Source organism: Curtobacterium sp. USHLN213, assembly GCF_037144815.1.
Classification (GTDB): domain Bacteria; phylum Actinomycetota; class Actinomycetes; order Actinomycetales; family Microbacteriaceae; genus Curtobacterium.
In genome coordinates, this window is record NZ_JBBCYQ010000007.1 from 146302 (window position 1) to 164035 (window position 17734).

Here is a 17734-nt window from a genome sequence, read left to right on the forward strand (position 1 = left end):
GGCTTCGTTTCGTGGTCAGGGCCGCCTGCCGCGAAGGACGACGCATAGCTCCTGCCATGAGCACACTTCTTCCCGGCGCTGTCGAGGCGCTTCGCCGACCACGAGACTTCGAGCACCCGGTCATCCCGCGGCAGGAGGCGGTCAGTTCCGTGACCGACTTCGGTCGTCCCCGCGGCGCCGCGTATGGCCGTCCGTTCGCGCGTCCCGGACTGGTCACCGACTGCGCACATACGCGCTGCTGGGAAGCGGAACCGCTCGCCGTCCCGAAGCGACCGCTTGGCACGCGCTCATCTCCGACGGACAAGGGGACTCTTGTCGCGCAGCTTCGCCCCGAGCCCGCCCGGATGGTACGGAACTACCAGAGCCAGAACATTCCGGCGGAGCGGTGGGGCAACGTTCGGACGTTTACGGAGGACGCGGTGGCCGTCATCGCGCCGGCATGCGGGTACTTGGCGGAGCGGCTGATGGTTGCCGTCGCACCGTTCGTCGACTGGGTGGTGCACGTGATGGGGATGCCGCTGGTGCCGAACGTCTTCCACCCCGTGTGGATCCGTCGTTACATCAGTCGCGACGACCTCGGCCTGAAGGACCGGACGCTCCGGGACTATCGGTCGCTGCTGCTGCGCATCTCCGAGGCTTTGCTTCCGGACGAGGATGCAGTCTCGTTCGGCCCTTTGAACGGCCAGTCCGCGACTGCTCCGTACTCCGACCGCGAGTTGCGACTGCTGGAGGCCTGGGCGAGGGGGCAAGCAACGTCGTTCCGACGGCGCAACGCCGGCGCGATCTTGGCGCTCGGTGCCGGCGGTGGCCTCCTGCCGTGGGAGATGCAGCACCTCCGACGACGCGACATCTCTGTGGACCGCCACGGTGTTGTCGTGCACGTGCGGAGCGCCACTCCACGGGATGTGCCGGTTCTCGTACGGTGGGAGCCGCTTCTTCGCGACAGCATCATCAATCTCGGAGCTGACGCGTGGGTCGTGGGTGGTCAGAATCGGGCGACGACGTTCAACGTCGTCACCCCGTTCATCAACCGCACTGACTTCGGCAGCGAACCGAAGCCTGTGCCGAACCGGATGCGCACCACCTGGCTGAGCACCCACCTCGCCGCATTGACCGACGGCGGCGTCCTCTTCGACGCCGCCGGACTCAGCAAGGCCGAGCACCTGCTCACGCTCCTGAAGCACATTCCGACCCTCGACACCGCCGAGCATCGGCAGCGGATCCTCGCTGAGATCCGCGGCCGAGCCTGACCCTGGCAATCAGAGGATCCTGTATCGAGCACGACGAAGCTGCTGCTCCCGGTCGGCCGGGAGAGTGCCGTGCCGGTGCCGGGCACGCTGATGCGCGACCCACCGCCCGATCGACACCTCATCCGCGTCCAAGGCACGACGCTGCGGCGCACGGCCGTTGTCGGCCCAGAACTGCTGGTGCCGATGCAGCATCTTCTCCCACCGTGCGTCTCGGGGCCGCCACGCGAAACCGGGGATCGCTTCGAGTCGCCGTCGCTGATAGGTGCAGTACCCGTCCGCGTTGCCGACCTCGCGGAAGTACGCCAGAACATCCACCAGCGCCTGCTCGTCGGTTGCGGGCCGCGGACGCTTCGGATCTGCACGAGGCAGCCGACCATGCTGCTGCCGGAACGTGTCGACTTCGTGCACGTTGCGGATCCACCGCCGAACGAACGGTTCCACATCAGCGGCGTCATCGCGGTCGGCGAGGTAGAACGCGACGCCGCGGCGCTCATCCAGCGTGAGGACCCCGGTCGGGCGTGCGGCGTACTCGGCGTAGTCGTTCCAAAGGGCAGTGAGCGCAGGGTTCGGGGTGGGCATGCGGTCCTCTCCGAGGCCGCAGGTCGACCTCGGGAGCGGTATGCGCGGACCGCGAAGATTTCTGATCGACGCGCCTGTGACCGCCGTCTCGGGTCCAGGAACAGGACCAACCCAGCCGTGAAGATCACTACCGTTCCGGTGTCCCCGAACACGAAAGCTCCCCGGAACGCATGCACACAGTCGATGTCACCCCGGTGTCGTCGACCATTCGGCAGAACCACGACACGCCCGAGCTGCATCACTTACCGCGGCTCCTGCCGACACGTCCACTTCCCCGGTTTCACGGGGATTTGAGCGGCACGCGATCACTTTCAGGACCCGCACGGCACAGCTGGATCACACGTGGACGCATAGGCCCGCCATGGCCTCGACCCTGCTCATCGCATTCCTCATCCCTCGCTCCCCCGCGCAGCGAGCGGGAACCACGCTCGGCCGTACGCTGGCGGGCGGATGGCCGATGACCTACCAGCCGACTTTCCCGGCCGACCGGTGGGCCTTCATTGAGTCGTTCGTTCTCGACGCAGCAGTCGCGACCGCCGCGGCCGCATCGCTCGACGTTGATCGCGTCCTCGTCGTCGCAGCGCCCTACGTCGACTGGGTTGTCAACGTCAACGGCTACCCGGCCGCGACGATGGTCGTGTTCCACCCGGTCATGGTTCGCCGCTACGTCACCCGCAGTGATGTCAGCTGGGCCGACACGACGCGCCGCACGTACCGGTCGCTGCTGATGCGGGCGTCCGAAGCCCTCGTCGGCTCTGTTCCGCTCGAGTTCGCAGCAACCTCCCCGCAGAACACCGCCGCGCCTTACTCGGATCTCGACTTGCATCTGCTCGAAAGCTGGGCGAGGGGGCAGGCCACCGCCGCACGTCGACGCAGCGCTGGCGTCACGCTCGCCCTGTGCACCGGCGCCGGCCTGAAGGCCAACGAACTGCTGCAGGTCCGCCGCCGCGACATCACCGTCGACACCGACGGGGTCCTTATCACCGTCGCGCGCACGGGCCGCGTCGTGCCGCTGCTCGCCCGCTTCGAACCGTTGCTGCTCGAATCTGCCGCCGACGTCGCCACGGACAACTGGGTCTTTGGTTCACCCAAGCGCATCAAGCACGGGATCAGCACCCTCACCACGTTCCTGTACGACACCGACCGCGGCAACGAACCAGACCCCGTCACCACCCGGATGCGGAACACCTGGCTGATTACGCACCTCATCGCAGGCACGAACCTCCGCGCCCTCATGACCGCGGCTGGCGTCACGAAGTTCGAACACCTCGACCAGCTCGTCGCACACGTTCCCGCGCTCGAAGACGCCTCTTACCGGCGTCAGCTCCGCGCGGAGGTCGCCCGATGACCGCGCCGAAGGCGAAGCATCACGACTTCGAGAAGGCGGAACAGTGGATGCAGGACTGCTTCGGCATGTCCATGCTCATGTACCTCAAGATGGGCAAGCGCGACGCGTTCCATCGAGCCGTCCGTGAGACGAGCAAGGTCATCGCTCTCGCGGGCATCGAGGAACTCCTCGAGCAGTACTGGCTCGAAGACCACCCGTCCCGCCGAGGACGCAACGCGTACATGAGCACGACGAGCGCCATGAAACTCATGTTCGTCACGATGCGCGTCAAAGGCACCGTCAGCATCCGAGCAGGCGCAGACCTGCTCGTTGACGCGACGGACGAAGAGCTCGAGATGCTCGGCATCGACCCCAGCATCTTCGAGCGAGGAGAGCTCTACGACGCCTACTGGCGGGCAGTGCACCGCTTCAAGGACCTGCTCGACCGCGACCCCGGCCCCCGCTGGCGTCGCCCGAGCCCGGCACGTCTTGCGGAAATCAAGGAGGAGTTCTACTCCGACCCCGAGCGCTTGGAGCTGCTCGAAGGACGCATGATGACCATCTGCAACCAGCTACTTCAGGGAACCTGGCTCCTTCTTCCCAAGGAGCTCCGGGACCGCATGCACGGCACTGCGGCGATCGATGCCACGGTCATCCCCGTTGCGGGCATGCAGAAGAACCTCGAGCGCATGACGGGTGACGACACCGCATCGGTCAACTACGGCTGCGGCTTCTACGTCCGCGAGGGTGACCACGACGGCACCAACTCTGCCCCGGGGAAGCGCATCTTTGGTCGCGAAGCCGAGCTTGGCACGCTCACCCGCAACAGTCCTGGCGCGGATATCGACGCCCCACTCTTCATCATCTGGTTCGGCGGCCACAAGCCCGGGGAGGTCGCCGGCCAAGGCAAGCGCTTCCTCGACTCCTGCAAAGAACGCGGAATCCCGATTACAACCGTCATCGCCGACCGCGCCTACCTGCCCGGCGCGAAGTCCGAGGACTTTCAGCTCCCCATCGCAACGAGCGGCGCGAACGCCGTTATGGACTACCCCCATGATAAGCTCGGCATCCAGGCGTACTACGCAAGCAAGGACGGCAAGCACGACCTCGTCATGTGCGACGGATCCTGGTACCCCTCCTTCATGCCCCAGGCCCTCAAGCTCGCTGAATCCACGTGGGCGAAGACCCGAATCGCTGCGTCGCAGATGACCAATCCCGTTGCTCGTGAGGCGAAGCTCGCCGCCGGACACGACCTCGTCACCAAGCGTCGGGAGCAGCGCGCGAAGTATCGGCTCAAGCCCCGAGGCCGCCACAACGCCGATGGCTCGCGGCAGTACTTCTACCCAACCGGACTCGACTCCATCGACTTCGACACCACCACCGGCGAGAAATTCGATACCCCCATCCCTGGCAAGACGGTCAAAATTCCCGGCAGTCTCGTCGCCGACAAGCGCAACAACGGGGACGGCACGAAGCACCTCAAGTTCGGACAGGAGTTCGAATACAAGTCCGAAGAGTGGCGCGGCTGGTATGGACTTCGCAACACGATCGAGTCCGTCAACTCACGGGTAAAGGACCCTCAGGCCGAGGGACTCCACGACCCGCTGAACCGTCGAGGTCGCGGCCCGTGGTTTGCGGAGATTGCTGCAGCGCTTGCTGCGGCTTCCCAGAACCTTCGCCGGTTGATCCACTTCCTCCAGGACCGCCTCGCGCTCAAGCGATTGAGCGCGAAGAATCGCAATCACTGGATGACGTACGCCAAGCAGAACCCGAACGCCCGGGTCCAGCAGCCGGATGCGACTGAAGCAAACTCCGAACCTCCGGAGTACTACCTCATACCCATCGACGAGCTCCTCGGCTAGGCGCCGGCGCTCGCCCCGAACTGAACACAGACCAACTTCGCTCGATAGCCGAGCCAATGCCCCCTGCCCGGAAACGGGTCAGGGGGCATTCGTCGTTCACGGAACCGCGCACGCGCCAACAGCTCGGCCCCACTTCTCGGTCAGCACGAGGTTCCGGGCAGTGCGCAGACGATGTCGAACGGCTCCTACACGCCTCACGAGCAAAAGAATGACCAGGAATCCCGCAAAGACCGAACTGGCCCGAGCTCCGCCTCCAGGATTCGAACCCGGACCTAACGGCACCAAAGGCCGTCGTGCTGCCATTACACCAAGGCGGAACGCGCACGGAGGCGCCCGGCCATCTTCCCACGACCGACGAGTCCGACGGCGCACTCCTGGGCAGGGTGTCCGCGCCATGGACACGCTCGGCCTCCCGAGAACTGCCTACGGTGCAGGGACGGGGAAGCAGTCCTCGCCGGCCACAGGAACGGAAGCACCATGTCGAACGCGATCGTGATCTCAGCCTTCGGAGGTCCGGAGGTCCTGCAGTGGCGCTCAGTGCAGCCGCCGGTGGTCCGGCCGGGCGAGGTCCTCCTCCGTGTCCGGACGGCGGCGGTCGGCCCGACCGACCTGCACATCCGCGCCGGCAACCTCACGTCGGTCTTCCCGCAGCGCCCCGGCGACGTCCTGGGATTCGAGGCGGCCGGTGTCGTGGAGGAGGTCGGAGCCGGGGCCGATGCGCGCGTCGGGGACGAGGTCGCCGCGCTGTTGCCGGCCCAGGGCGGGTACGGCGAGCTCGTCGCCACCCCGGTCTGGTACCCGAAGCCCGCTTCGGTGCCGTGGGACGCCGCGGCCGCCTTGCCCGCCTCGGCCGACGCCGCCGTCGGCACGATGCGCGCCGTCGGGATCGAGCCCGGAGGGACGCTCGTCGTGCTCGGTGCCGCCGGCGCGGTCGGGAGCATGGTCGTGCAACTGGCGCGGACCCGGGGCATCCGGGTGATCGGCGTCGCGAGGGAACACGACGCCGCGCTCGTCCGCGACCTCGGCGGCGAGTTCGTCGCGTCCGGTCCCGGTGTCTTCGACCACGTCGACACGACGGTGGACGCGGTCATCGACGCGGCCGGTCGCGGCGGCCTGGCCGAGGCGGTGTCCGTGGTCGGTGACCCCGGCAGGGTCGTCACCCTCGTCGGGGGCCCGGAGGTCGCCTCGTCCGGAGCGCTCCTGTCCCACCCGAGCCCCGACCGTGCGCCGGACGCGCTGGCGGTCACGATGCCGTTGCTCGCGTCCGGAGCGCTCCGCCTCAAGCGACGCCTGACGCTGCCGGTCCGGGAAGCCCGCGAGGCGCACCGGCTCCTCGAGTCGGGCGAGACCCGGGACAAGATCGTGCTCGCGTTCGACTGATCCCCGGGCACGGGCCGCGGCGGCTGGCCGTGTAGCCCCTGCTTCCGCCAAGATGGTGGGATGCCGCAGGAGGACGAGGTCGACCGCATCGTCGCGGCGTGGGGTCGCGAGCGCGCCGACCTGGACTTCGGCCCGCTCGAGGTCCTGTCCCGCGTCGACCGGCTCGCCCGACACCTCGACCGTGCACGACGGGCGGCGTTCGACGCGAGCGACGTCGAGCCGTGGGAGTTCGACGTCCTGTCGGCACTGCGGCGGGCGGGTGAGCCGTACGAGCTGAGCCCGAAGACGCTCCTCCAGCAGACGCTGGTGTCGAGCGGCACGATGACGAACCGGGTGGACCGGCTGGCGGCTCGTGGGCTCGTCGCGCGTCGGACCGACCCGAAGGACGGCCGGGGCATCCTCGTGTCGTTGACCGCCGACGGGCGCGCAGCGGTCGACGCCGCGATCGCGGACCTGCTGGCCGCCGAGCGGGCCATCCTCGCGGGGGTGTCCGACACCGAGCAGGACCAGCTGTCGGGGTTGCTCCGACGACTCATCCTCGGGCTCGGCGACTGATCCGACCGCCGAGCGGCTTCATCCGGCCACCGCGCGGCTTCATCCGTTCGGCCGAGTCCACGGGCCGGGCTTCGGTCGTCGGGTCGATGTGCGACGAAGCCGGCTCCGGCCACGATGATCGACGTGCCCAGACTCCGCGCCCTCATCCGTCGCCGCCGCTCCACCCTGCTCTTCGTGCTGGTGCTCCTGCTGCTGGCGGCGGGCATCACGGCCACGACCTCGGCCATCGGTGCGCAGCGCCAGGCGAAGGCGGCGGGCGAGCTCTGCACCGCGGACGACCTCGCCGCCCGCTGGCACCACGGTGCGCTGTTCCTCGACGCGCGATCGGCCCGGACGGGGAAGACGGTGCTGACGCACCGGGGTGACGAGCCGACGCAGACCGGCAGCACGATGAAGGTCGTGACGGCAGCCGCGGCGGTGTCCGCACTCGGACCCGACCACCGGTTCACGACCCGGGTCGTCGCCGGCACCGATCCGGGCGCGGTCGTGCTGGTCGGCGGCGGTGACCCGACCCTGAGCCGGCTGCCGTCCGGTCAGGACAGCGTCTACCCGCACGCACCGCACCTCGACGACCTGGCGCGGCAGGTGCTCGAGGCTCGTGCAGGGCAGCCGGTGACCTCGGTGCAGGTCGACACCAGCCTGTTCGACGGGCCGGCGTGGCACCCGAGCTGGCCGGAGAGCGCCCGGACCAGCGGCAGCGTCTCGAACATCACGTCGCTCATGGTCGACGGCGACCGCGACGACCCGACCGAGTCGTACTCGCTGCGGAGCGCCGGGGCGGTCGCGCGCGCTGCGACGGCGTTCGCGGCACTCCTCGGGCCGGACGTCCGGGTGGACACGACCTCGGTGCCGGCGCCGTCCGGCGCGCAGGTGCTCGGGACCGTGCGGTCGGCGACGGTGTCGGAACTGGTCGGGATGCTGCTCACGGACTCCGACGACACCCTCGCCGAGGTGCTCGCCCGTCACGTCGCCATCGCCGAGGGTGCCGGCCGCTCCTTCGACGCCGTGCAGGCCGGGAGCACGAAGGCCCTGGTGCGGTACGGGGTACCGACCGGAGGCCTGCGCCTCGTCGACGGCTCGGGCCTCAGCCCGGACAACCGGGTACCCGCCTCGGCGCTCACCACGCTGATGCGCGCCGTCGCTTCGAAGCAGGACGGCCTCGGTCCGGTCGACGCCGGGCTCGCGGTCGCGGGACGGACGGGCACGCTCGGCGACGACGGCCGCTTCACCGGCACCGCAGCGGACGCCCGCGGGCACGTCCGCGGCAAGACCGGGACGCTCGACGACATGTACGGCCTGACCGGGGTGACCGACGAGGTCGGCGGGGACCGCATCGTGTTCACGGTCTTCGCCGAGGGGACGAGCGACCCGGGCGCCCGGAAGGAGATCGACGCCCTGGCAGCGGCGTTGTGGCGGTGCGGCGGACACGCTCCGGTGCTGCGGGGGTAGCCTCCGGCCCATGCACGCGATCACCCTGGCCGTCGCCGACGTCGCACGCTCGGCGGAGTTCTACCGCGCCCTGCTCGGGATCGACGGCAGCGGGGTGATCGGCACCGAGTACCCCGCGACCGACACCGAGGCGGGCGGCACCACGGCGATGTTCACGCTCGACGACGGACTCATCGTCAGCGTGTACGGCCGCGACGACATGGCGAAGGACTCCGGGACCGTCCTGGCGACCGCGCCGAGCAGCACGATCGGGCACTTCGTGGACAGCCAGGCCGACGCCGAGGCGTTCCTCGACCGCGCGCGGGCCGCCGGTGCGACGATGCTCGCGCCGCCGTACACGCGGCCGTGGGGCATGTGGTCCGGCTTCTTCCAGGACCCCGACGGGCACCTGTGGGAGGTCGTCGCGAACCCCGGCGGCGGGGCCCCCGAGGACGCGAAGCCAGTCGAGTAGACCCCCGGAGACCGCTCAGACCCCGAGCTGCTCCGCGACCTCGAGCCAGCGCTCCTCGAGCTGCTCGACCTCGGATTCCAGGGCGGCCAGGCGAGACTGCAGCTCCCCGAGACCCGCGTAGTCCGACTGGTCGTGCGTCGCGAACTGGTCGAGCAGCTGCTTCCGGTCGGCACCGACCTTCGCGATCTTGCGGTCGAGCGCCGACATCTCCTTCTCGGCCGTCCGCCGCTCCGCGCCCGACAAGCCCGAGGCGGCCGCGGCCGACGCGCCGGGACCGGGCGTGGCGGTGGACCCGGCCACGGGACCGGCCGAGCCGGTCCCGCCAGCCGTGTCGGGCCTCCCGGCAGACGCGGCGGCAGCCGCTGACGCGGTCCCGCCACCGGTGCCGGCCGCACGGAGCCGCATGTACTCGTCGACGCCGCCCGGCAGGTGCCGCAGGTGCCCGCCGAGCACGGCGTACTGCTGGTCGGTCACGCGCTCGAGCAGGTACCGGTCGTGGCTCACGACGAGGAGGGTGCCGGGCCAGGTGTCGAGCAGGTCCTCCATGGCGGCGAGCATGTCGGTGTCGAGGTCGTTCGTGGGCTCGTCGAGGATCAGGACGTTCGGCTCGTCGAGCAGGATGAGCATGAGCTGCAGGCGGCGCTTCTGGCCACCGCTGAGGTCCTTCACCGGCGTGGAGAGCTGCGCCGAGGTGAAGCCGAGCCGCTCGAGCAGCTGGGACGGCGTCATCTCCTTGCCGTCGGCGACGTAGCTCGTCTTCTTGCGGGCGACGACCTCGCGGACGCGGTCGTCGGCGAACTGCGCGAGGTCGGCGAGCTGCTGGTCGAGGACGGCGACCTGCACGGTCTTGCCGGTCTTGACGCGGCCGCTCGTGGGCTGCAGGCGCCCGGAGACGAGGCTCAGCAGGGTCGACTTGCCGGCACCGTTCGGGCCGAGGATGCCGGTGCGCTCCCCCGGCGCGATCCGCCACTCGATGCGGTCGAGGATCTCGGTGCCGTCGAACGAGACGCTGACGTCGAGCAGGTCGACGACGTCCTTGCCGAGGCGTGCGGTGGCGGTCTTCGCGAGGGCGACCGTGTCGCGGATCGGCGGCACGTCGTCGATCAGGGCGTTCGCGGCGTCGATGCGGAACTTCGGCTTGCTCGTGCGAGCCGGGGCGCCGCGGCGGAGCCACGCGAGCTCCTTGCGGGCCAGGTTCTGCCGACGCTGCTCGCTCGCGGCGGCCTGCCGGTCACGCTCGACGCGCTGGAGGATGTACGCCGCGTAGCCGCCCTCGAACGGGTCGACGACGCCGTCGTGGACCTCCCACGTGTCGGTCGACACCGCGTCGAGGAACCACCGGTCGTGCGTCACGACCACCATGCCGCCCTGGTTCGCGGACCACCGGCGGTTGATGTGCTCGGCGAGCCACTGGATGCCCTCGACGTCGAGGTGGTTCGTCGGCTCGTCGAGGAACAGGACGTCCCAGTCGCCGACGAGCAGGCGCGCGAGGGCGACGCGGCGGCGCTGGCCACCGCTCAGCTCGTCCACCGACACGTCCCACGGGATGTCCGACACGAGGCCGCCGATGATGTCGCGGATCTTCGGGTCACCGGCCCACTCGTGCTCGGCGAGGTCGCCCACGACGACGGTGCCGACCGTCTCGCCCGCGGGCAGGATGTCGCGCTGGTCGAGGTACCCGACGGTCAGGCCGCGGCGGTGCGTGACGCGGCCGCCGTCCGGTTCGAGGCGCTGGGACAGCAGGGCGAGGAGGGTCGACTTGCCGTCGCCGTTCCGGCCGACGACGCCGATGCGGTCGCCCTCGTCGATGCCGAGGGTGACGTTGTCGAAGACGACCTTGGTGGGGAACTCGAGATGCAGGTTCTCGGCGCCGAGGAGATGAGCCACCCGTCAAGGGTAGGCGGCGTGGCCGGGTGGTCGGTGCGGGGGCGTTCCGCAGTGTGCGTTGCGTCAGTCAGGGCCACGGCAGGTCGGGAGGCGCGGGTCGGCTCCGGCGCGTCGGGTGCGCGACCGTGTCGGGTGCGCTCGCGTCGGTTGCGTCGGGTGCGTCGGGTGCGGTCGCGTCGGGTGCGGTCGCGTCGGGTGCGGTCGCGTCGGGTGCGGTCGTGTCGGGTGCGGTCGCGTCGGGTGCGTCGCACCACGTTTCCGACGTCGAACCAGGTGCGGCAGGTGGTTCAACGTCGAGTTCGTGGTTCGGACGCGACGGGCGGCACCTGCGCGCGTGAGACCGCAGGTCCGTCAGTGCTGTGGCGATGCGCTCCGGCGCAGGAACGCTCGAGTCCGCGAGCGGAACCGGAGCTGGACGACGAGCAGCACGAGGAACAACAGCATCGCGGCGAGCTGGATCGCGGACAACAGCGACCACTCGTTCCCGAGCAGGTTGCCACCCCAGAGCAGGAGGAAACCGGGGATGACCGCCAACGTCCCGGCGATCTGCTGGCGTCGACGGACCGCCACCTCCCGCACGAGTTCGGTCCGGCCCGCCGGGATGCTCACGTCGCCGCGGGTCGCACGGTCGATCCACCGCCGTTCGCGTCGGGGCACGCCGCGGGTGGGGTTCGACCATGCCGGCGGGAAGCCGTCGTGTCGCATGAGCCACACCCACCCTCCGACCCACGAGGCAGCGGCGAGGACCAACGAGACCGTCGGAGCGAGTGACCACCAGCCGGGACGCCGCTCGGGGAAGGCCGACACGACCGAGTCCGCGGCGACCAGGCCGATCAGGACGCCCGCGACCACCGCGACGGCCAGCGCGGCGAGGAACGCGGTCCGCCGAAGGCGCTTGCTCCGCAGAGCGGCCGCTTCGGGTCGTCCGGCGAGGTTGTCGGCGATGCGTTCCCAGGTCGTGTCGGAGACGGCCGCGGGGCGCGCGGTCGAGGAGGCCACGGGTCAGGTCCCGGTGGTCGGCTCGCCCTCGCCGGCGGCTTCCTTCGCCCGCTTGAGGCGCGCCTGCGCCTCCCAGTACTCGATCTCGCGCTCGAGCTCGGCGAGCTCCTGCTCCGTGCCGCTCACCCGCTTGTCGCCGTGTGCGTTGCGGGCATCGCCGAGCGTGGCGTACCGGTCTTCGTGGCGAGCCGGCTCGAGGTACCGGCCGTGGTTCCGCTCGCCCGGCGCCCAGTCGTGTCCGACGGCGAACCAGACGATGCTGCCGACGACGGGGACGAGGACCACGAGGAGCACCCAGGCGAACTTCGGGAGCCCACGGATCTGGTCGTCGGTCTTCGTCAGGATGTCGATCAGGGCGAAGACCAGCAGGACCACGCCGGCCCCGTACAACAGCACGCTCATGGTCTCGGATTCTATGGATCGGCTAGGAACCGGCGCTACGCCCCGAACGCGTGGCGCGGTTGCGATCCGGCAACGGTCCGCTGCGGGGATCCACAGGGTCGCCGGCGAGGTACCGACGCGCGACGACGACGTCGCGGAACCCGAACCCGACCGCGACGGCGGCGGCGATCGCGGCGGCGAGGTAGAGCGGCCAGAAGAGGATGTTCGAGACCGCGACCGAGGTCAGGAGGACGAGCCCGCCGCCGGTGGACAGCAGGGCGCGGCCGCTGCTCGACTGCACCGCGGTCGCGCGCACCACGTCCAGCCGTTCGTCGGGAGCGTCCACGCGTCCCCGGATCGCCCGGTCGACGGCATGCCGCTCACGGCCCGACAGCGACCGGGTCACGGGGAGTCGCTCGGGGCGTCGGCTCGATCGGAACGTCCGGCTCGAGTCGAGGATGACGACCGCGAAGCCGACGCCGACGCCGACGGTCGCCGCCACCCAGCGTCCGTCGGAGTCCGGTGCGAACACGAGTGCAGCGGCGATCAGCGCGAGGACCGCTGCTGCGAACGCGAAGGTCAGCGTGGCGATGGGCAGGCGGCTCGGCGGCTGCGCGTCGAGCACGAGCCGTGCGCGTTCCTCGGCCAGCGCCCACCGGGACGCGGCCCGTGCTGCGGTGTCGGTCATCGCCCCCGATGCAACCAGATCGACTGAGGATCCGTCAGAGGGCGGCGACCCACTCGTCGGAGCCGTCGGTGAAGCGCTGGTGCTTCCAGATCGGCACCCGCTCCTTCACGAGGTCGACGAGCGCACCGCAGGCAGCGAACGCCTCGGCCCGGTGCGGAGACGACACGGCTGCGGCGAGCGCCACGTCCCCGATGCCGAGCGCGCCCACGCGGTGCAGCACGGCGATGCGGACCTCGGGGTGGGCGTCGGCGATGGTCCGGGCCACCTCGGCGATGACCTCGCCGGCGCTCGGGTGCCGTTCGTACTCGAGCGCGGTCACGCCCTTGCCGCCGTCGTGGTCGCGGACGACCCCGGCGAAGGTGACGACGGCGCCGTCCTGGTCGGTGGCGACGACGGCCGAGACCTCGTCGACGGTGATCGAGCGGTCCACGACGTCGGCCACCACGACCCGGTCGCCGACCGTCGCAGCGTCCGTCACGAGGCGCTCCGCGGGGCGTGGCCCTCGCCCGAGACCTGGGCGAGGACGTGGTCGAGCAGGCCGTCGAGGACCGCGAGTCCGTCGGCGACACCGCCGCGGGACCCGGGGAGCGTGACGACCAGGGTGCCGCCGCCGGCGATCCCCGCGATGCCACGACTGAGCAGCGCGGTCGGTCCTGCTCCGGCGAGTCCGCGGCGCCGGATCTCCTCCGTGATGCCGGGGAGCTCGAGGTCGATGAGCGGTGCGATCGCCTCGGGCGTGCGGTCGGTCGGGGTGACGCCGGTCCCGCCCGTGGTGATCACGACCCGGGCGTCGGACAGGAGTTCGGTGGAGACCGTCTCGGCGATCGGGCCGCCGTCGGGCACGATGACCGGCTCGGCCACGGTGAAGGCTCGCTCGCGGAGCCAGCCCGCGATGACGGGACCGGTCCGGTCGAGCGCGGGGTCGACGGACGCCTGGGTCGACACCACCACGACGGCCGCCCGGCCCGTGGTCGGCTGCGAGGTCATCGGTTGCTCCAGTCCCCCGAGCGTCCGCCGTGCTTCTCGAGCACCCGGACGTCCGTGATCGTGGCCGTGCGGTCGACGGCCTTCACCATGTCGTACACGGTCAGGGCCGCGACGCTCGCGCCGGTCAGCGCTTCCATCTCGACGCCGGTCCGTGAGGTCGTCCGCACGGACACCTCGACGAGGACGCGGTCGTCGTCGCCGGTGATGTCGACCTCGACCCCCGCGATCGGCAGCGGGTGGCAGAGCGGGATGAGGTCGGAGGTCTTCTTCACCGCCATGATCGCCGCGATGCGGGCGGTGCCGATCACCTCGCCCTTGGGCAGCGAGCCGTCGAGGATGCGGGCGACGACGTCGGGGCGGGTGACGAGGGTCGCGGTCGCGGTGGCGGACCGCGCGGTGACGTCCTTCTCGGAGACGTCGACCATGTGGGCGGTGCCGTCGGCGCGGACGTGCGAGAGTTCGTCGGCGGCGGGTGCTGGTTCGGTCAACGGAGACTCCAGACGGTCAGCGGGTCACCGGGCGCCACCGTGGCGGTGCCGATCGGGACGTGGACGAGGTGCGTGGCGGTGGCGTAGTGCGCGAGCAGGTGCGAGCTGGGACCCCCGACGAAGTGCACGCGGCCGTCCTCGACCCGGCCGCGCCGGACCTGGTGCTTGCCCTCCGGCGAGGTCGCGGTGTCCGCAGCGGGCAGCACCGCGGCGACGCGGTCGTCGGGGATCCCGGCGTCCGCCGCCAGGAGGGGGCGGAGGAAGACCTCGAACGAGACGAGCGCCGACACGGGGTTGCCGGGGAAGGACACCACGGGGACCGGACGCCCGGCGAGTTCGACGGTGCCGAACGCCTGCGGGCCGCCGGGCTGCATCGCGACGGGGGTGACGGCGAGGCCCCGCGGTTCGAGGGCCTGCCGCACGACCTCGTACGCCCCGGCGCTGATGCCCCCCGTGGTGAGCACGAGGTCGGCCCAGGTCCCCACCGCATCGTCGAGGGCCGCGACGAAGGTCGATTCGTCGTCCGGCACCCGCACCGACCGCGAGGCCACCCCGAGCTCGGCGAGCGCCGCCCGCAGTGCGATCCCGTTGGCGTCGCCGATCGTGGCGTCACCGGCGCCCTGGAGTTCGGAGCCGGTGGACACGACGAGGACCCGGAGCTGCCGGACGACGTCGACCGTCGAGACCCCGGCCGCGGCGAGCGTCCCGAGCACCGCGGGGGTCACGGCAGCGCCGGCAGGAGCCAGCTCGCCCCCGCTCGGCAGGTCGGTGCCCGTCGCCCGGACGAAGGTCCCGGGGGCGAGGTCGTCCGGCACCCTGACCTCGGCGAGGGCCAGCGCCGCGGGGAACGCCCCGGGGTCGGTGGCCTCGACCGGGAACACGGCGTCGGCGCCGAGCGGGATGCGCGCCCCCGTCATGATCGGCGCAGCGGTCCCGGGGTCCAGCGCCGGTGGCATCGTCCCCGCCGGGATCGGGGCGACCACCCGCAGCACGCGACCGGCGTCGGCGGCACGGACGGCGAAGCCGTCCATCTGGCTGTTGTCGAACGGTGGGAGCGGCACGGGTGCGACGACGGCACGTGCGAGCACGCGGTGCCCCCGTCCGCCGCCGGCACCGGTGTCGAGGTCGTCGATGTCCCGTGCCTCCGGGACCGCGGAGCGCCTGGCGGACAGGACCGGCGCGACCAAGGCCGCGATCTCGTCGCGGTGCTGACCGATCGTTCGCACGTGCGCCTCCGAACAGGTGAGAAGTGTGCCCGCTCCCGGTCCGGCCGGGGGCGGTCCCAGTAGCGTAACGAGCGCGCAGAACGCGCCGAGGACCATTCGGAGGACCTGTGGAGAACGACGTGACCACGACCGGGGCTGTGGACGAGACGCGCATCGGGGTGATCGGCGGTTCGGGCCTCTACGAGCTGTTCGAACCCGGCACCGCGGACGAGATCGACGTCGACACCCCGTTCGGCGCCACGTCGAGCCCGATCAGCATCGGCACGATGGCCGGGAAGCGCGTCGCGTTCCTCACCCGGCACGGCCGCGCGCACTCCGTCGCCCCGCACCGCATCAACCACCGCGCGAACCTGTGGGCGCTGCGGTCGCTCGGGGTCCGCGCCGTGGTGTCGTCGAGCGCCGTAGGCGGGCTGCACCCCGACTACGCCCCGGGGACCTTCGTCGTGACCGATCAGCTCATCGACCGCACGTGGGGCCGCGCGGACACGTTCTTCGAGGACGCCGTGCAGCACCTCTCCTTCGCGGACCCGTTCGACCCGGTGCTGCGACGCGTCGCGATCGGTGCGATCGGGCGCCTCGACGTGCCGTTCCGCCCGACGGGCACGTGCGTGGTGATCCAGGGGCCGCGGTTCTCGACGCGTGCGGAGTCCATCTGGATGCGCGAGGCCGGCGGCCACACGATCAACATGACGATGACGCCGGAGGTGCCCCTCGCGGCCGAGCTCGGCATCGGGACGGTGAACCTCTCGTTCGTGACCGACGCCGACGCCGGACTGGCCCCGTCCGAGGCCGAGGCGGAAGCGCAGGCAGCCGCCGGAACCGGCGAGGCCCCGGTCACGCACGGCATGGTGATGGAGCGTCTTGCCCGCGCGAACGAGGTGATCGTCCGCGCGATCGGCTCGATCGTGGCGGCGATCCCGGACGACTACACCCCGCGCGAGCTCGTCCCGGCCGAGGCGAGCGCGAGCGCCATGACGAGCGCACGGCCCGCAGCATCGACCACGGGAGCCACCGCGTGACCCGCCTGCTCGTCACCGGCGGCGCCGGCTTCATCGGCTCCGCCATCGTCCGCCGCGCCCGGGCCGAGGGCCACGAGGTGCGCGTGCTCGACTCCCTCCGCGACGACGTGCACGGCGACCCCGCCGAGGTCGTCACCGCCCACCAGCAGCAGGGCATCGAGTTCGTGCACGGCGACGTCCGCGACCGGGTCGCCCTCGACGCGGCCCTCGACGGCGTGGACGTGGTGTGCCACCAGGCCGCCAAGGTCGGCCTCGGCGTCGACTTCCAGGACGCCCCGGACTACGTCTCGACGAACGACGCGGGCACGGCCCACGTCCTCGCCGGCATGGACCGCCACGGCATCGGCCGGCTCGTGGTCGCGAGCTCGATGGTCGTCTACGGCGAGGGGGCGTACACGACCGCCGCCGGCGAGCCCGTGCGCCCGCCTGCCCGTCGCCGGGCCGACCTCGACGCCGGTGAGTTCGACCCGATCGGGCCGGACGGCACGCCGCTCATGCCGGGCCTGATCGACGAGTCCGCCGCGCTCGACCCCCGCAACGTGTACGCGCAGACGAAGGTCGCGCAGGAGCACCTCGCGTCGTCGTGGGCCCGTGCCACCGGAGGCCGCGCGATCGCCCTGCGGTACCACAACGTCTACGGGCCGGGCATGCCCGCGAACACGCCGTACGCCGGCGTCGCCTCGCTGTTCCGCTCGGCGCTCGCACGCGGCGAGGCCCCCCGCGTCTTCGAGGACGGCCGCCAGCGTCGCGACTTCGTGCACGTCGACGACGTCGCCGGCGCGAACGCCGCGTCGATCGCCGCGACGGCGGAGCTCCCAGCGGAGACCTTCCGTGCGTACAACGTCGGCTCCGGCGTCGTGCACACCATCGGCGAGATGGCGGCCGCGATCGCCGGTCCCGAGGGGCCGCGACCGGTCGTCACGGGCGAGTACCGCCTCGGGGACGTCCGGCACGTGACGGCGTCGTCGGACCGGATCGCCGCCGAGCTCGGGTGGCGTGCCGAGGTCGACTTCGAGCGCGGTATGCGGGAGTTCGCGACGGCGCCACTGCGCGCCGCGGTGCAGTAGGCCACGCCCCCGCCAGCGGGCGCGACCGCGAGCGGGCGGAATGCGTCGCCCGGGCTGAGCGGCCGAGGGGGCACGACTCGCCGCTCGCGTTCGGCGAGCGGGCGGAACCGGCCGCACAGCGGCCGCGAACGGGACGTGT

The 17734-nt window shown here is 71.3% G+C and carries 18 protein-coding genes, 1 tRNA gene and 1 pseudogene; 9 read left to right on the top strand and 11 right to left on the bottom strand.

The genetic code is table 11. The features are described 5' to 3' along the window. The first annotated feature begins 149 nt into the window (after positions 1 to 149). Positions 150 to 1250 carry a hypothetical protein gene (locus WFH25_RS11485; protein ID WP_336697772.1) on the top strand — a complete coding sequence of 367 codons (1101 nt, stop codon included), beginning with the start codon at positions 150 to 152 and terminating at the stop codon, positions 1248 to 1250. Between the two features lie 9 nt (positions 1251 to 1259). Here the strand turns inward: WFH25_RS11485 and WFH25_RS11490 are convergent, their stop codons facing one another. Continuing rightward, positions 1260 to 1829: a helicase associated domain-containing protein gene (locus WFH25_RS11490; RefSeq protein WP_336697773.1), complete on the bottom strand. Its 570-nt coding sequence runs from the start codon at positions 1827 to 1829 to the stop codon at positions 1260 to 1262. Positions 1830 to 2190: 361 nt separating this feature from the next. Here WFH25_RS11490 and WFH25_RS11495 point away from each other — a divergent pair, with 361 nt between their 5' ends. Both WFH25_RS11495 and WFH25_RS11500 read left to right on the top strand, forming a co-directional pair. Next, positions 2191 to 3177 carry a hypothetical protein gene (locus WFH25_RS11495; RefSeq protein WP_290132735.1) on the top strand — a complete coding sequence of 329 codons (987 nt, stop codon included), beginning with the start codon at positions 2191 to 2193 and terminating at the stop codon, positions 3175 to 3177. After that, on the top strand, positions 3174 to 5018 hold the full coding sequence (locus WFH25_RS11500; protein WP_336697774.1) for a hypothetical protein: 1845 nt from the start codon (positions 3174 to 3176) through the stop codon (positions 5016 to 5018). The genes WFH25_RS11495 and WFH25_RS11500 overlap by 4 nt, the downstream gene beginning before the upstream one ends. Before the next feature lie 245 nt (positions 5019 to 5263). Here the strand turns inward: WFH25_RS11500 and WFH25_RS11505 are convergent. After that, a tRNA-Gln gene (locus WFH25_RS11505) sits at positions 5264 to 5335 on the bottom strand. A 160-nt stretch (positions 5336 to 5495) separates the two neighbouring features. Between WFH25_RS11505 and WFH25_RS11510 the strand changes: the two genes are divergently transcribed. The 4 genes from WFH25_RS11510 (at position 5496) to WFH25_RS11525 (ending at position 8853) form a co-directional block, all read left to right on the top strand. Further along, a complete protein-coding gene (locus WFH25_RS11510) occupies positions 5496 to 6398 on the top strand; it encodes an NADP-dependent oxidoreductase (RefSeq protein WP_071295080.1) in 903 nt (300 codons plus the stop codon). Positions 6399 to 6458: 60 nt separating this feature from the next. Further along, the gene (locus WFH25_RS11515; protein ID WP_070416944.1) at positions 6459 to 6953 is read left to right on the top strand and encodes a MarR family winged helix-turn-helix transcriptional regulator; all 495 of its coding nucleotides are present in this window, start codon (positions 6459 to 6461) and stop codon (positions 6951 to 6953) included. A 123-nt stretch (positions 6954 to 7076) separates the two neighbouring features. Further along, a complete protein-coding gene (locus tag WFH25_RS11520; protein ID WP_336697775.1) occupies positions 7077 to 8402 on the top strand; it encodes a D-alanyl-D-alanine carboxypeptidase/D-alanyl-D-alanine-endopeptidase in 1326 nt (441 codons plus the stop codon). 10 nt (positions 8403 to 8412) lie between these two features. Continuing rightward, positions 8413 to 8853 (top strand): VOC family protein, encoded by a 441-nt coding sequence (locus tag WFH25_RS11525; protein ID WP_336697776.1) that lies wholly within the window; start codon positions 8413 to 8415, stop codon positions 8851 to 8853. A 15-nt stretch (positions 8854 to 8868) separates the two neighbouring features. Here the strand turns inward: WFH25_RS11525 and WFH25_RS11530 are convergent, their stop codons facing one another. The 9 genes and pseudogenes from WFH25_RS11530 to WFH25_RS11565 all read right to left on the bottom strand — a co-directional run bounded on the left by WFH25_RS11530 (position 8869) and on the right by WFH25_RS11565 (position 15509). After that, positions 8869 to 10215 carry an ABC-F family ATP-binding cassette domain-containing protein gene (locus tag WFH25_RS11530; RefSeq protein ID WP_442892411.1) on the bottom strand — a complete coding sequence of 449 codons (1347 nt, stop codon included), beginning with the start codon at positions 10213 to 10215 and terminating at the stop codon, positions 8869 to 8871. Between the two features lie 56 nt (positions 10216 to 10271). After that, positions 10272 to 10740, bottom strand: a pseudogene (locus tag WFH25_RS19370) (ATP-binding cassette domain-containing protein); the annotation flags it as partial. A gap of 351 nt (positions 10741 to 11091) precedes the next feature. Then, positions 11092 to 11739 carry a hypothetical protein gene (locus WFH25_RS11535; RefSeq protein ID WP_336697778.1) on the bottom strand — a complete coding sequence of 216 codons (648 nt, stop codon included), beginning with the start codon at positions 11737 to 11739 and terminating at the stop codon, positions 11092 to 11094. A 3-nt stretch (positions 11740 to 11742) separates the two neighbouring features. Beyond that, positions 11743 to 12141: a PLDc N-terminal domain-containing protein gene (locus WFH25_RS11540; protein ID WP_070416948.1), complete on the bottom strand. Its 399-nt coding sequence runs from the start codon at positions 12139 to 12141 to the stop codon at positions 11743 to 11745. Positions 12142 to 12163: 22 nt separating this feature from the next. Next, positions 12164 to 12808: a hypothetical protein gene (locus WFH25_RS11545; RefSeq protein ID WP_336697779.1), complete on the bottom strand. Its 645-nt coding sequence runs from the start codon at positions 12806 to 12808 to the stop codon at positions 12164 to 12166. Positions 12809 to 12842: 34 nt separating this feature from the next. Continuing rightward, positions 12843 to 13286 carry a molybdenum cofactor biosynthesis protein MoaE gene (locus WFH25_RS11550; RefSeq protein WP_336697780.1) on the bottom strand — a complete coding sequence of 148 codons (444 nt, stop codon included), beginning with the start codon at positions 13284 to 13286 and terminating at the stop codon, positions 12843 to 12845. Next, positions 13283 to 13795, bottom strand: coding sequence for a molybdopterin-binding protein (locus WFH25_RS11555; RefSeq protein WP_336697781.1), 513 nt, complete (start codon positions 13793 to 13795; stop codon positions 13283 to 13285). Before WFH25_RS11555 ends, WFH25_RS11550 begins: the two co-directional genes overlap by 4 nt. Next, positions 13792 to 14283 (bottom strand): cyclic pyranopterin monophosphate synthase MoaC, encoded by a 492-nt coding sequence (gene moaC, locus WFH25_RS11560; RefSeq protein ID WP_309778505.1) that lies wholly within the window; start codon positions 14281 to 14283, stop codon positions 13792 to 13794. Before moaC ends, WFH25_RS11555 begins: the two co-directional genes overlap by 4 nt. After that, positions 14280 to 15509 carry a molybdopterin molybdotransferase MoeA gene (locus WFH25_RS11565; protein ID WP_336697782.1) on the bottom strand — a complete coding sequence of 410 codons (1230 nt, stop codon included), beginning with the start codon at positions 15507 to 15509 and terminating at the stop codon, positions 14280 to 14282. The genes moaC and WFH25_RS11565 overlap by 4 nt, the downstream gene beginning before the upstream one ends. A 119-nt stretch (positions 15510 to 15628) precedes the next feature. Here WFH25_RS11565 and WFH25_RS11570 point away from each other — a divergent pair, with 119 nt between their 5' ends. Together WFH25_RS11570 and WFH25_RS11575 are read left to right on the top strand one after the other, a co-directional pair. Continuing rightward, a complete protein-coding gene (locus WFH25_RS11570) occupies positions 15629 to 16528 on the top strand; it encodes an MTAP family purine nucleoside phosphorylase (protein ID WP_336697783.1) in 900 nt (299 codons plus the stop codon). Beyond that, the gene (locus WFH25_RS11575) at positions 16525 to 17595 is read left to right on the top strand and encodes an NAD-dependent epimerase/dehydratase family protein (protein WP_336697784.1); all 1071 of its coding nucleotides are present in this window, start codon (positions 16525 to 16527) and stop codon (positions 17593 to 17595) included. Before WFH25_RS11570 ends, WFH25_RS11575 begins: the two co-directional genes overlap by 4 nt. Positions 17596 to 17734 lie beyond the last annotated feature (139 nt).